The following is a 13,685-nucleotide window of genomic DNA, read 5'->3' as shown; positions in this document are numbered from 1 at the left end:
TTTTCAAGGTTTAATTCCATCCTACTATTGAAATTCAACCAGGTTTAAAAAATTAGAACTGATTAAACAGTCATTCAAGACCGAATTCTTATGTATTTTTTCCCTGATCCCTTTTTGGCGAACCACACCCAATGCATTTACAAGCTTTTCCAATGATTTCAATATATTTTGTTGTTGTTTGTCACCGTTTGTACCCATAGTTACTCATATTTATGACTCTGCTTTTCCTCGAATCTTGTAAATGTTTTTTTTACCTTTTGTTTAACGATTCCGATTATTGTTTTGATCCGTATCCTGTTAAACTACCGGTACAGGTCTCCCCAGATGAATCCCTTGTGGTCAAAGTGCCCGTATAGGTAACTGAATTCCCTGAAAAAATTAAAGTAAATATACCCGTAATAGTGTACCCATAATCTTCCCAGGTATTTGTCAAGGTTGCCGTATTGCCGTTTATACTTCCGTAACCACCAGTACTATCAACCAAATTACACCCATTCTGTGTAAAGGTGGTCATACCTGTCTCTGTGTAAACATCTTCTCCGAAGGCAGTAGCATCTACTGTTTGGCTATAACTCCAAGTACCCGCAACATCGGAGCACGCCGATGTATTAGAATTGTATTCATGCCTGTAATATCTGTTTTCCATAGTATTTTTACTGTGTTGATTTGAACTGCTGCCTGAATACTCAGAGTAAACATCAATGTCCGGTACTGACACATGAAAAAAGTTCACGTCAATTCTGCCGCCATGATCAAACCATATTTTTACATATAGATCAGGATTGTTTTCACTGCCCCAGGTTACATCATACGGATTTGCATAGAAAAAGCCCCAGATGACTTTATCCCCGGCAGAGGTTGTCTCTTCTCCTCCCTTTTTCCAGACAGCATCAATAGCACCTTTTTCCACAGTGTTGATAACAGCCCTGATGGTAAGATCAGTTGTGACCTGATAACTGCTTCCGTATGAGATAGGCACTGATGCTAAAAACAGAATAAAAACAATAAATAACGTTTTAAATCCTTTCATTTTTCTCCTTTCTCTTGTGAATGAAACTATGGTTAAAATCTATCAAGCCATTGGGCGCTTACATTTTTTTTGGGGATGGCAATCGGTCAATATGCATGAACCTATTTAAAAATTAACCCTGTCCCCCTATTATTTTGACATTGTAAAAGTTCCTGAGTCACCACCGGTCGTCCAGGTCCCCGATATTGTGTTACCATCACCGCTTATTGTTCCGATAAAGTCCGTCGCACTACCCTCTGTATAAATGAGTCTCCCTGTGATCAAAGTACCATTGATAGTATAAGTTCCAGATGTACCATCCTCATCTGTGGTTAGTGAACCATCCGACCAGAGGATAGTAACCATGGTATCAGTTTCTCCACTAGTATTATTAACCGTTGTTCCGTAATAAGTTTGAGCTGATATGCTACCGTTATATTCATGCCTGTAATATCTGTTCTCCATGGTGGTCTTGCTATACTGATTTGAAGTACTGCTGCCGGAATACACCGAATAGACATCAATATCAGGAACGGATACATGAAAAAAGTTCACGTCAATTCTGCCGCCATGGTCAAACCATATTTTCACGTATAGATCAGGATTGTTTTCACTCCCCCAGGTTACATCTGACGGGCTTGCATAAAAAAATCCCCAGATGACTTTATCCCCGGCAGAGGTTGTCTCTTCTCCTCCCTTTTTCCAGACAGCATCAATAGCACCTTTTTCCACCGTATTGATAACAACCCTGATGGTAAGGTCAGTTGTGACCTGATAACTGCTTCCGTATGAGATGGACACTGATGCTAAAAATATGGCAAAAGCAACAAATAATGTTTTAAATCTTTTCATTTTTTTCTCCTATACAATTTTAAAACCCAGATCGCACAAATGGCAACCCGGCTATTTTTTTGGATAAAAAACTCAAAATATAATAGAATATATATATTGAGTTTTTACATGGCGCTGAAAACATGATCAGACATTTTGCCCCTTTGAATTTGATCATACTTGATAGTATGAAAAGTTGAATAGAACTGATATTTTTAGTTCGCTGTTTGTTGCTGAAGGCGTTCATAGTACTTCAATAAGTTGGCACGCCACTTCGGTTTAGGAAACTCTAGAAATTCCTGATAATCGTATTTGTTCATTAGTATATGAGCTTCTTCTTTGCTAATTTCTTTCATACCCAAATCCTCTCCCATTGCTAATTTAAACTGAAGATACATTTCTTTTTTTTTCTGTCCTTCAAAGTAAAAATAACCTTGGGCACTATCTTCATGCGCTGTAGGAATTATGGCAGCAACTAAATTTTTGTTCCCCTTTGCAATGAACGACATGAATTCGCCAGAACCCACGGTACCAACAATTGTATCGTTGTTGATAATTGCAAACCTGTTGCCGGAACCCGTGAAATTGCTTATGCGAAATACAAATACTCTGGTCTCATTCTCATTTGTGGGTGTTTGTTGAACATATTTTACTGTTTTTACATTATACTGATGCCCCGCACACCCGACAATAATTACTGAGAAAAGAGCTATGGCAGATAGCAATAGTGATTTTTTCATCGAAATTCCTCCTGAAGTAAAATTTGGATTTATAAACATAGCAAGCTAGAAAAGTAACTGTTGAGCCAGGCACGATTTTATTTTTTCATATGCGTAAGTATATTGAGGGGAAGTTGCCAAAACATCTAAAGCTGTTTTTTCATCAACAATTCTTAGATAGAGGTGTTGTAGGGCATCAGACTCAGACAATGAGCTTTTTTTATAACTGATCTCGACGTATAAAAGTTTACCTGCGCGTATATCTAGTGTGAGAACTCCCGGTTCTTGTTTCTTTTGTAAAGGCCCATACTTATAAGGTTCTGAACTAATCGTATAACTTCCTACTGGGAGATCGTCGTACACAAATTGTCCATGCTCGGCACTGCATTGATAGTCTTCAATTTTAATAGAAATTCTAGAGCTAGCCCCACCCCAAATCAATGTTTCCGCAAAATTATTATTATAAAAAATCACCCTTCCGTATTCATTTTTTAGTTTCGGCAATAAGGAAATTGTCTCATCATAAGAAGGGTATAAGCTTTTCATAATTATCGGCCGCACGCAGCCAGACGAAAAAAAACCAATAAAAATGATAAAAATAACCACCATGAATTTTTTTGCCATTTTTGCTTCCTTTGATTACTTGTTAGTACCGTCTTTTTGATAAAAATCAAAATGTTCTTGCCATATGGCTACTCTCCTTTACGATATATGTCAATCAAGCGGTCACTTTTTTTTCAGTAAGGCCATCTGAAAGCTCCATTCCCCTTTTTGCAACTATTGAAAAGCATAAGATGCCTGATAAATGAACGTTGCAGGTACCCCAGGACAGTTTCCTCCCAAACATGGCGAACATTTTTAGAAAACCATATGCACAATACCTTTGCGATAGATTTCTTTACCGTACCGACTGCAACATTCCGGGTATTATATGTTTTCATAATTTTGTTGCATGAAAATCGTAAAATCGTTCATTTCAACGTTACTACAAACCCAAGCGCCGAATGGACAGCACAGCAGATCGTTGAAGCATGCCCATGGGATTCAGCACCGAAATATCTATTGAGAGACCGTGACGGAATTTATGGCAAAGTTTTTCAAAATCGAGTTCGAGGTATGGGAATAGAAGAAATAAAAATTGCAGCAAAAAGTCCATGGCAGAATCCTTATTGCGAGCGAGTAATCGGGAGTATCAGGAAGGATTGTGTTAATCATCTGGTTGTTTTGAATGAAGATCATTTGAAGTGTAGGCTTTCCGAATATTTCAAATATTATCATAAGGATCGCACGCATCTTGGCCTGGATAAAGATTCACCATCAGGAAGGCCTGTCCAGGAAAAACTTGAAGCCGGAAGGGTGATTGCTTTGCCTCGTGTTGGCGGTCTTCATCATCGATATGAGTGGCGAAGAGCGGCATAAGGCAATTGTAATTACAGCACATCCAACTCGACCGGTTTGCTGATATTAGATTTTGGGTAAAACTCAGCTTTATTCATTGATCATTTTTCAAAGACCGATATTTTTTTGAAAAATATCATATCAAGTTTTTGAATTCCATTGAATTTTAAATTTGTGACCTGTTCTTGTATGAAATTTAACAATAATTCTGTCCAGATCTAATTTTTCTGATGGACAACTCTTATGTATTTTCTCCCTGATTCTTTTTTGGCAAGCTACAAGAAATATTATTGTCATTTTTTTTTGTAGACTGTATGCTATAAATTATGAAAATTAATGAACATATCAAATATTGGATTGATAGTTCAGATGATGATTTTCAGGCAATGACTCATTTGTTCGAAAAAGGAGACTACACTTGGTCTTTGTTTATTGGCCACCTGGTTTTAGAAAAATTGCTGAAAGCCTGGTACGTCAAACTCAATTCAAAGACTCCTCCTTTTATTCATGATCTTGTTCGCTTAGCTGAAAAAGCGGATTTAATACTTGATGATGAACAGAAAGATATTTTGGATACTATATCCACTTTCAATATACGTGGAAGATATGATGACTATAGAAGAGAATTTCATAAAAAGTGCTCAAATGCTTTTACGAAAGAGTGGATTCTCAATATCAAGGGGTTCAGAGAATGGATAAAGATAAAGCTTCTAAAATAGCTCGCAACTATGTTAATTTCCTCATGAAAAAAGATTCTAATATTAAAAAGGCCTATATTTTTGGTTCATATGTTAAAGGTACAGTAAAAGAAGATAGCGACATTGACTTGGCGATTATCTTTAAGAATCTTGATGATTCTTTTGACATGCAGGTTCAATTAATGAAGCTTAGAAGAAAATTCGATACCAGAATTGAACCCCACGCATTTCGGGAGTCTGATTTTCATATTTTAAATCCTCTGGCCAATGAAATAATAAAAACAGGCCTGGAAATCACATAAATAATTTTCCCCAAGTGGATACCTCATGGATACCTTTTTGTATGTACCACCATGTACTTTTATGTATGCTCTTGCAATGTAAGTTCTTGAAATGATTGGAGGGCGGACATGAGAGACCCTGGTAACAATGAGTTACGTTCATATTTGTATTCAGTTTCGAGAATGTCCAGACTATTCTCCAGTTTTTTTTATAAAATGGAATCAATATAAAAAACATAAAAAAATCAGGAAATCAGAAGCAGTAGTTGAAATAGCGAATTTACCATAATGATTTATTATGCGGACTCAAGGCCATGTTTTTCAACTCAATGCGGCTTTTATACAGAGTATTCCCATCATCTCATGGGACCGGAGGTGGACCGGAAATATTTCAGTCACAATACAAGAGTAGAAAAACCTATAATAAAGGATACTTATTGATTAATCACAAGCGATGGTATATGTATTGTTAGCGTTTAATATTTTTTGTTCTCAGCGAACTTTTTTAATTGACATTATGATACTCGATTGCTACCTTACATTCAATAGCGCCCACTCCTCTGATATCAACTTGTTTGATATTACGTTTGGGCCTTCTTGTTTTTAGGGCCTGCCATATGAAAAAAAAAGCCCAAACCTCTGTCACAAAACCACACAAAAATTATTCTGAATTAGTAGATAAACTAATTAGCAGAGGAATGATAATTCCCAATCGGGAAAGAGCTGAGAGAAAATTGTCTCAGATAGGTTATTATCGGTTGAGCGGGTTCTGGTATCCGTGTCGGCAGTTCAAGGTTGATCGCAATGGTGATGATGTTATACATCCTGCAACTGGAGAGCAAATTCGTGACGATTGTTTTCAGGAAAATATTAATTTCAATGATATTATAGAATTATATTTGTTTGACAAAAATTTAAGACTCTTAATGCTGGATGCGATTGAAAGAATTGAAATACAGATTCGAACGGTCATTGCCCATGAGATAGGGTATCATGATCCACTTGGATACCTGAATCAGGATTTCATCAAGCCTGAAAAGTGCAACTTCTGGTATGATAAGAAAAATAAAAAAAATCGAAATATCTGGAAAGAATGGAAACATCGCCTCAATAAGCAAATTTCGAGGAGTCGTGAAGATTGTATTGTCTGGCATAAAAAGACTTCAAAACCACTTCCTTTCTGGGTGGCGGTTGAAGCTTGGGACTTTGGAACAACATCAATATATTTTGATATTCTTCGGAAAAAACATCAAAACAGGATCGCCGGCAGGTTAGGAGTGATTGAATTTGACCAGGAAGAATGGGTATCAGATTATGAAATATGGAACGATTTAATTAACGCCACATCCGATCATCGCCCAATCTGGTTTAAAATGAATTACAATGCGCAAGATTATGATTGAACAAATAGATCCAAAGCTTTATGGTCTTCCATCTCGAACCATACTAATGAAACGGGATTCTAAAGAATTTGTCCTGGTCATTAATAGGAAAAGCAGAATTATAATGAAGGATGCTCTTACAATTGTAAAAAAAGTTGAAAAGATAAAAGAAAAAACTCAAGATGCTTCGGTTGTTTTAAAAACAAATGCTTCGGTTTGCAGCAAATCAACAAAATTTTTGAAAGAGAAAGGCATAGATGTCGTTTCAATATAAAACAAAAAAAGAAAAAACAAACATAAAAGTAGATTCTCCATTAACTGGTCCACATGAAGTTAAACTTGAGAAATGGGTCAGTTGCGCACCTTTTGAAGAACTCCTCGGAATAAAAATCATTGAAGCCAAGGATGGTCATGCTCATTTAACCATGCCGTTTGTTTTTAAATTAGCTCAAGGAAAAGGGTTGGTACATGGAGGTGCTGTTGTAACACTCGCCGATACAGCAGTGGCTATGGCTATAAAAAGCATTATTCCTCCGAAGAGTCGTTTTGGAACAACTTCATTAAACTCTGAATTCCTTGCTCCTGTTACAAAGGGTGTCCTTGCAGCAAAAGCAAAAATTAAATTTTTAAAAAACAGAATGATTCAAGGTGTTGCAACGGTATTTAATGAAGATAATATTGAAGTAATGAAATTTTCATCTTTGTTCAAACTTGCTAAAGATGTCAAGATAGAAGAAAAACAGGATAAAGAAGAAAAAACTATAAATTTAATGGAGTATGTCAGAAATGCTGCTAATCTTGCAGAGAAAGAAGACTCATCTGATAATTTTAATGTCATGTCATGGTTGGATCTTGAGTTGGAAGATAATCCTGAATTCTTTGACAGTTTTTTTGATATACCCTGGAATGAGTTGACAGGTTCTGGAAGAGAAAAAAGGACTGTTGAAATAAGGAGAGTTTTGTAAAATTCTTATAAAAAATTATTAGAATATGATTGATACATTCGATTTTAAACAAGTTTACCGAGAAATAATGAACGACAAAAAAAATACTGACCCTATAGTCCCACCAATGCAGGGTGATCCAACTCTAAAAGAGTATTGCTGCCCTCATTGTGGAAGATTTCTTTTCAACGGGAATGTTAAAAAATTGAATATGGTGTGTCATCATTGTCAGAAAATGATAAATGCTGATGAGGATAAGCTTGTTAAAACAGAAACAGATGCAACATGAGATTTAATAAGAATAATTTGTTGTTGCTATTGTCTATATTATAAAAAACACTGTTGGGAAGTACCTAAAATAAAGCTTACAAAAAATATAATTTAATGGTCCGCTGAAGCAATCTGGGTTATGGATTTTTTATATATACCCAGAAACTTTTAAGTTCTTCCTTTTTGCAAAAAAATATAATTGCAACACCATAGGTTGCATTGATAATTTCATATTTTGGATGATTCCCTTCAAATTTTGCAGTAACTATAGATGAATCACCATAGCGGCCATCGATTAAGAACATTCTTTTATTTTCTTTTTCATTTTCATGGTAAGATATCTCCCATGGGAAATTTTTCGATTCTAAAATTTCTCCATTTATTGAAACATGGGCATAAATTTTATTTTTAAAATTCTGGACGACTTGACCAACTCCCCAAACCAGGATCGTACCCGCAGCCAAAATAGCAAAAAATCTAATAATCGGTTTGGTTTGTAGTTTGGTGGGTAAAAAACTATAAATGGCATTTACCACCATCATTGAAATTAGAACAATTAAAAAAGTATTACTATTCATGGCATATTAGTCCATAACGCCTCGCATTCAGTCGGGGTAAAGTGCCTGACTGCATGCGATTGTTAGAAGCAGACTATTTGTTAACATATATGGCTTTACCGGTTACAGACTTTGCAGTTACGGGAATAGAATATAAATAGCCGGTTCCGTGGCCACCAATAACGTTGTAAGTTTGACCGCCAGTAGATTCGATTAATACGCCATTTGCTCCAAGTTTCGCCGCTTGATTTTTAAGTTCTTCTACTGCGTAGTTAACTGAACCTTGTTCGGTCCATCCTGCGTCACTTGATGCAGTTACTATTCCGATAATTTCGTAGGATTCGGGGATTTCTATATACAGCTTCACCTGGCCGGGGTCTATAGCTTCCCTTACTTCACCGACTATAATCGATGATCCTGTAGCGCATCCCACGAGTAGAAGGATTATTAAAAGATAGATGCATTTTATGGCTTTGATTCGCTGCATAAGATTCTATTCCTCATTTTCTTCTAACGCAAAGCTGAGCTGCCGGGGGCTTAATGCCGACTAACTCTGCATGTTAAAATTTATGTTAAAGCCGATACTTTCGAGAGTCGCTCAGTATTCCTCGGTCTGCTCCGGCGGTTTGTTATAAAAAACTGGTATTCTGATATCCAATATAGCAAACTGAACCCATTCTTTTGGTTATAAAATCACCTGCTTTTTTATTTAGGATGACGGTAAACATGCCATATACCACCACGAAATTCTAATTTTTTCTCAAATATAGCACCAACTGCTCTTGCAAGATTTTTTGCTGCTGAATTTTTTGAATCCATAAAACTGATTAATGGAGTATTTGGAAAGCATTGTTTTGCAATATTTTGTACAGCCCTAACAGCCTCGCTGGCATAACCATGTCCCCAATATTTCCGCAAAAGATTCCATTTGATTTCTGGTTCTGGCCATTCACATGGATACCAAAATCCGACAGTACCAATAACTTTATTTAAATTATTTAGCTCTAATGCATATGGGCCATAGCCTCTTAATTGCCAATGCCCCAAAAGTCCGGCAACAGTACGCCAGCTTTCACCTTCAGTTAGTGCACGCCCAAATGTATATTTTGTTGCAATTTCATCAGAGTAAAACCCATGCATATCCTTCCAATCTTTTTCTTTAAATTGACGAAGAGTTAAACGTTTTGTTTTAATTTTTTTAGGAACAGTAATTCGCATACGACACCCTATATAATTATTTTTTTTATAACAAGTAGATTACCGATTGTCCGTATATCTTTCAATATATTGATAGTAAAAAACATATCATTCAAATTTGAATGATATGCGAGCAGATTAATAAAAATATAGTTTAAGAAAAAAATACCAACAATTTTTATGCCTGTAAAGGCAATTAAACGATTCACCTTTGGTGAAAATATAATTGAATCAAGACGGATTCGTCAAAATCAATTTTATTGGAGAGTAAATTGCTTACTATTACCTCATGTTTTTGCCAACAAATCATTAATGGTATTTACATAATCTTTATTCTGGCATGGTTTTGAAACATGATCAACACAGGAATCTTTATTTTTTAATTCTTTAACGGATTCTAAAAAATCCAAATTCCCAGAGACAAAAAGTATCGGGACAGTTTTATTAGCCTGTCGTATATGTTTGTACACATCCATTCCATTTATCTCGCCTGGAAGAACATAATCTAAGCTTATAAAGTCATATTGATTCCTGTCAAACAGGTCGATGGCCATCTGACCGTTAGCAGCAACATCAACTTTGTGGTTGCATGGTTCATGTGTCAGTATTTTGTACTGTACATCTGAAATAGCCTGTTCATCTTCAACAAGGAGAATATATTTTTCAAAACTAAAATTTTTCTTCTTTATTTCTATTACTTCTTTTTGAGTTAACTCTTTTTTTATAACAGGCAGACTGATTGTTATTTTTGTACCTTTCCCAACATTTGAACTAATTACAATATTGCCCTTATGCTGTTCAATATATTTTTTTACATTAGCCATCCCATAACCGGTTCCTTTAATACCGGGTTTATATGAACCGGTTATATCCCTGCTTCCTTTCATTGTGAAAGCAGGTTCATATATTATATCAAGGGCATCTTCAGAAATACCACATCCATTATCCTCAATTTCAATATAAATATTTTTATCTTTATGAAACGTTCTAATAATTATTTTTGGATGTTCAATTAAACTTATTGCATGAATTGCATTTTGTATAAGATTTACAAGTGCATGTTCAATCATGCCTGGATCAGCAAGTAAGTATGGTACTCCATGCCCATCCTCTTTAATGACATCAATAACCTCAAGATCCTTTTTAAGCAGATTCAGTACAAGCTCAATTTTTTCATTAACTGAAAAAAATTGTTGTTTAGGTTCCTGGTCCTTGGCAAAGGCAACAAGGTTTCTGGTTAAATTTTTACCCCTCAAGGTCTGTTCAAATACTAATTCAAGTGTTTTTTTTGTTTTATCATCTTTACAGTCAAGAAGTGCGAGTTCTGTATTACCCATTATAATGCCAAGAATATTATTAAAATCATGTGCTATCTTTCCTGCGATTTGTCCAACAAGAGCCAGTTTTTTCTGGTCAGTTATAATTTTCTGGGTTTTTATTTTTTCTTCTTCTCTTTTTTTGTGCACCGTAATATCAATGACAAATTCAAGAAACCTTGTATCTGAAAGTTTAACAGCATCAACTGACCAGATTCTTTTGCTTTTGTCTTTTTTTAAAAAATGCATACTGCCTGATGCCGAACCTGTTTTCACAACAGATTCAAAGTGTTTTTTCACAATAGACTGGTCTTCGAGTGGAATCATTCCCACCAGATTTTTATTCAATAATTCATCTCTTGAATAACCTGTTATTTCGCACGCAGCATTGTTTACATCAATATAATCACCTTTTTCATCAGCTATAAAAATGCCAAAAGGTGAGTTCTCTACATAACTTCTAAACTTTTTTTCATTTTCAAATAATTTTTCTTCTGCCTGTTTGCGGATAGTTTGATCGTTGATTATTCCTTCTGTGGCAATTATAGAACCACCTTCATCATAAATTAAAATGTTTTGCTGATGAATCCATCTGATTTCTCCTGATTTATGGATAATCTGAAATTCATAAAATGGAGGAATTTTTCCTTTTAATAATTTGTTCCATTGCTTCTCAAGGTAATCTGTCCAATCAGGATGTATTACGTTTCTAATATGCATAGGATTATTGCAAAACTCATCCGGGGTGTAACCTGTTATATTGATAGAAGCAGGACTGACATATTCATATTGTCCATCAGGCAAAGACTGCCTGTAAATTATGGCCTTGGAGTTATTCATCAATCGTCGATATTTAGCTTCACTTACATGTAATTTCGATTGGGCTTTTGATTCCCTGATTTGAAGTATATATTGTCGAATCAATAAATATACAATACAAAATACAACCATTATGGTTAAAACAAAGAGTAAATTTGCATTGAATACAAAATTCCCGAGTCTATTTTGCTGTTCTATAAGTATTTTTTGGGCGACCATTCTCGATTCCCGGTTCTGCAATAGAGCTTTTTGATAAGCATCATCAATTCGCAAAAATATTATGGCTGTTACTGTTTTGTTCTCAGGTGGTAATCCTGATATGCCTTCGGAAAGCCAAATCTTCAAATCTGCGATTGCCGGTGCAACGACTGCATGAAAAGCAGAAGCCTGTACTATATTGTCAAACACATAGGATTTCCGCAGTTTTACAATATCTTCATACACAAGTTCTATTTTTTTTTGCAGCAGATTTATATTGTTTGTACTGGGGGTGTTTTTGGCAAGATTAGCTGTATGTACAACTTCTGAGAGGTTCTCAAGTACAATAGAAAGATCGTTGAGTTCTTTCAGAAGTATCCCGGGAAGTTTGTTTTCAACTGATCGAAGGGTAATATTTGTAATGATTCCTGTAGCAATAAAACCAATAATCACGACTACCATTAGCAACCATGATAGCAGTTGAAAAGGTGAGAGTTTTTTTTTCATTACTATTGTTTGCTACTAAAACGGTTTGTATGTTTTTGGTAATATTTTTTTGCACCCGGGTGAAGTGGTATTGAAATACCAACTAAGGCTGTATCAGTCGTAATTGATTTTCCCTGTGGATGTCCTTTTTTGAGAATAGAAAGTGTTTGTTCATTCCATAAGGCTGCGGTGATTTTATAAACAAGTTCCTCATCCATTGCTCTGTTGACAACCAGAAGTGCATGCACCTGAATAGTTGGTGTATCGGGAATCCCAGGATAAATGTCTGCGGGTATTAAACCTGGGACTAAATAAGGATATTTTGATTCTATCATGGAAGCCACCTCGGGTTTTATTGGGACAAGAGATATTCCTGTACTTAACAATTGAGTAACAGCTTCCATTGGTGCTCCAGCCATCATAACAAAACCCTGAAGTTCATTGCTTACTATTTTGTCATGAGTAAAAACCGGTTTTAAATAAACTGGTTTCAGGTCTTTTTCATTCAGTCCGTGGGTTTCAAGAATAATCCTCATTACAGCCAATGTCCCTGATCCAACCTCATCAACAGAAATTCGTTTCCCTCTAAGATCATTCACATTATTAATCTTTGCATCACGGCGTGTGACAATTTGAAACTTCTCAGGATAAAGACTTGCTATTGCCCGAATATCCCGGACTTTATCATTATTTTTGAAAGCATGCTTAGAGTTAAATGCCCATGCAGCGACATCAGCCTGGATCAGTCCAGCTTCAATCTCACCAGCTGTTATAGCTTGAACATTAGCTAAAGATCCTCCAGAATTCTGAGCTGTACTGATAATAACCCTGGTAATATTTGTCCCAGCTTCCTCAATTGATATATTGGTACTTGTAATGCCTTGTGCTATAATTTTTCCAATGGGATAATAAACTCCAGTTTGTCCGCCAGTTCCAATCCTGAACAAACGCATGTTATCAACGCCAAAAGAAAATGAAGGAAATAAAACAGATAAAAATATAACGATCAGCAATATCAACAGATAAAATCTTTGAAATAACTTCATATAAAACCGCACTTAAATTATTGTTATAAGAAACCTAAAACAATCACAAAATTGAGATTACCGCCCATGTTCAATAAATATTGAAACAAATTTCAATTTACTATATCTTGCGATAAAGGACAAATAATTTTTTAAAAATAATTCCATTATATGGAAAAAATTAAAATCAAATTAAGCAAACTCCAATTAAATCATATTGGAGATCAAAAACAATATTCATTAACCTGCTTAGAACAGCTTTTACACCTGTTAACAGTGCTATCATGTCTAAATTTTAAAATATCGGATCACACCTAAGAATAGGTAAACGGAAAAAAATACCAGGAAACCGGCACAGCATCCGATAATCCCTCTATAAACCTTGTCACTGATAAATGAACGACCTTTTCCCACGGCTGTTGAAATCATGGTATACCAAGTCAGGTCAGCCAGAATATGGCCGCTGAAAAAACTTAGGATCCCCGCAAGGCCGTATTCACTTGACTGAAGGATATAACCAAGACCAATGGTCGCCCACCAGATAATAAAGTAGGG

16 protein-coding genes are annotated in these 13,685 nt (G+C 35.6%); 6 read left to right on the top strand and 10 right to left on the bottom strand.

Features of this window, described 5'->3' with window-relative positions; translation table 11 throughout:
* Window positions 1–274: 274 nt before the first annotated feature.
* From K8S13_RS14360 to K8S13_RS14345, 4 genes are all read right to left on the bottom strand, one after another.
* Complete coding sequence (locus tag K8S13_RS14360) at window positions 275–1,030, bottom strand: hypothetical protein (RefSeq protein WP_291463481.1); 756 nt, start codon at window positions 1,028–1,030, stop codon at window positions 275–277.
* A gap of 129 nt (window positions 1,031–1,159) precedes the next feature.
* Complete coding sequence (locus tag K8S13_RS14355; RefSeq protein ID WP_291463480.1) at window positions 1,160–1,861, bottom strand: hypothetical protein; 702 nt, start codon at window positions 1,859–1,861, stop codon at window positions 1,160–1,162.
* A gap of 194 nt (window positions 1,862–2,055) precedes the next feature.
* The gene (locus K8S13_RS14350) at window positions 2,056–2,580 is read right to left on the bottom strand and encodes a hypothetical protein (RefSeq protein WP_291463479.1); all 525 of its coding nucleotides are present in this window, start codon (window positions 2,578–2,580) and stop codon (window positions 2,056–2,058) included.
* Window positions 2,581–2,625: 45 nt separating this feature from the next.
* The gene (locus K8S13_RS14345) at window positions 2,626–3,183 is read right to left on the bottom strand and encodes a hypothetical protein (protein WP_291463478.1); all 558 of its coding nucleotides are present in this window, start codon (window positions 3,181–3,183) and stop codon (window positions 2,626–2,628) included.
* A 246-nt stretch (window positions 3,184–3,429) separates the two neighbouring features.
* Here K8S13_RS14345 and K8S13_RS14340 point away from each other — a divergent pair, with 246 nt between their 5' ends.
* The 6 genes from K8S13_RS14340 to K8S13_RS14315 all read left to right on the top strand — a co-directional run bounded on the left by K8S13_RS14340 (window position 3,430) and on the right by K8S13_RS14315 (window position 7,283).
* Window positions 3,430–3,978: an integrase core domain-containing protein gene (locus K8S13_RS14340; protein WP_291463476.1), complete on the top strand. Its 549-nt coding sequence runs from the start codon at window positions 3,430–3,432 to the stop codon at window positions 3,976–3,978.
* Between the two features lie 305 nt (window positions 3,979–4,283).
* Window positions 4,284–4,676 carry a HEPN domain-containing protein gene (locus K8S13_RS14335; protein ID WP_291463474.1) on the top strand — a complete coding sequence of 131 codons (393 nt, stop codon included), beginning with the start codon at window positions 4,284–4,286 and terminating at the stop codon, window positions 4,674–4,676.
* On the top strand, window positions 4,649–4,957 hold the full coding sequence (locus K8S13_RS14330) for a nucleotidyltransferase domain-containing protein (RefSeq protein ID WP_291463472.1): 309 nt from the start codon (window positions 4,649–4,651) through the stop codon (window positions 4,955–4,957). Before K8S13_RS14335 ends, K8S13_RS14330 begins: the two co-directional genes overlap by 28 nt.
* 677 nt (window positions 4,958–5,634) lie before the next feature.
* A complete protein-coding gene (locus K8S13_RS14325; RefSeq protein ID WP_291463470.1) occupies window positions 5,635–6,339 on the top strand; it encodes an Abi family protein in 705 nt (234 codons plus the stop codon).
* Window positions 6,332–6,592 (top strand): hypothetical protein, encoded by a 261-nt coding sequence (locus K8S13_RS14320; protein ID WP_291463468.1) that lies wholly within the window; start codon window positions 6,332–6,334, stop codon window positions 6,590–6,592. The genes K8S13_RS14325 and K8S13_RS14320 overlap by 8 nt, the downstream gene beginning before the upstream one ends.
* Entirely contained in the window at window positions 6,576–7,283 is a 708-nt protein-coding gene (locus tag K8S13_RS14315; RefSeq protein WP_291463466.1) for a PaaI family thioesterase, read from the top strand. The genes K8S13_RS14320 and K8S13_RS14315 overlap by 17 nt, the downstream gene beginning before the upstream one ends.
* 386 nt (window positions 7,284–7,669) lie before the next feature.
* Here the strand turns inward: K8S13_RS14315 and K8S13_RS14310 are convergent, their stop codons facing one another.
* From K8S13_RS14310 to K8S13_RS14285, 6 genes are all read right to left on the bottom strand, one after another.
* A complete protein-coding gene (locus tag K8S13_RS14310) occupies window positions 7,670–8,110 on the bottom strand; it encodes a hypothetical protein (RefSeq protein WP_291463463.1) in 441 nt (146 codons plus the stop codon).
* Window positions 8,111–8,183: 73 nt separating this feature from the next.
* Window positions 8,184–8,576, bottom strand: a complete 393-nt coding sequence (locus tag K8S13_RS14305; RefSeq protein WP_291463461.1) for a hypothetical protein — start codon at window positions 8,574–8,576, stop codon at window positions 8,184–8,186.
* Window positions 8,577–8,794: 218 nt separating this feature from the next.
* A complete protein-coding gene (locus tag K8S13_RS14300) occupies window positions 8,795–9,307 on the bottom strand; it encodes a GNAT family N-acetyltransferase (protein ID WP_291463460.1) in 513 nt (170 codons plus the stop codon).
* Window positions 9,308–9,573: 266 nt separating this feature from the next.
* On the bottom strand, window positions 9,574–11,829 hold the full coding sequence (locus K8S13_RS14295; protein ID WP_291463459.1) for a PAS domain S-box protein: 2,256 nt from the start codon (window positions 11,827–11,829) through the stop codon (window positions 9,574–9,576).
* A gap of 299 nt (window positions 11,830–12,128) precedes the next feature.
* The gene (locus K8S13_RS14290) at window positions 12,129–13,151 is read right to left on the bottom strand and encodes a TAXI family TRAP transporter solute-binding subunit (protein WP_291463457.1); all 1,023 of its coding nucleotides are present in this window, start codon (window positions 13,149–13,151) and stop codon (window positions 12,129–12,131) included.
* Between the two features lie 267 nt (window positions 13,152–13,418).
* On the bottom strand, window positions 13,419–13,685 hold a 267-nt coding region (locus tag K8S13_RS14285; protein WP_291463454.1), incomplete at its 5' end, for a LysE family transporter.

This window comes from Desulfobacula sp. (assembly GCF_021107415.1).
The sequence above is the reverse complement of the archived record's forward strand: the minus strand, read 5'-3'. Positions and strand labels throughout refer to the sequence as shown.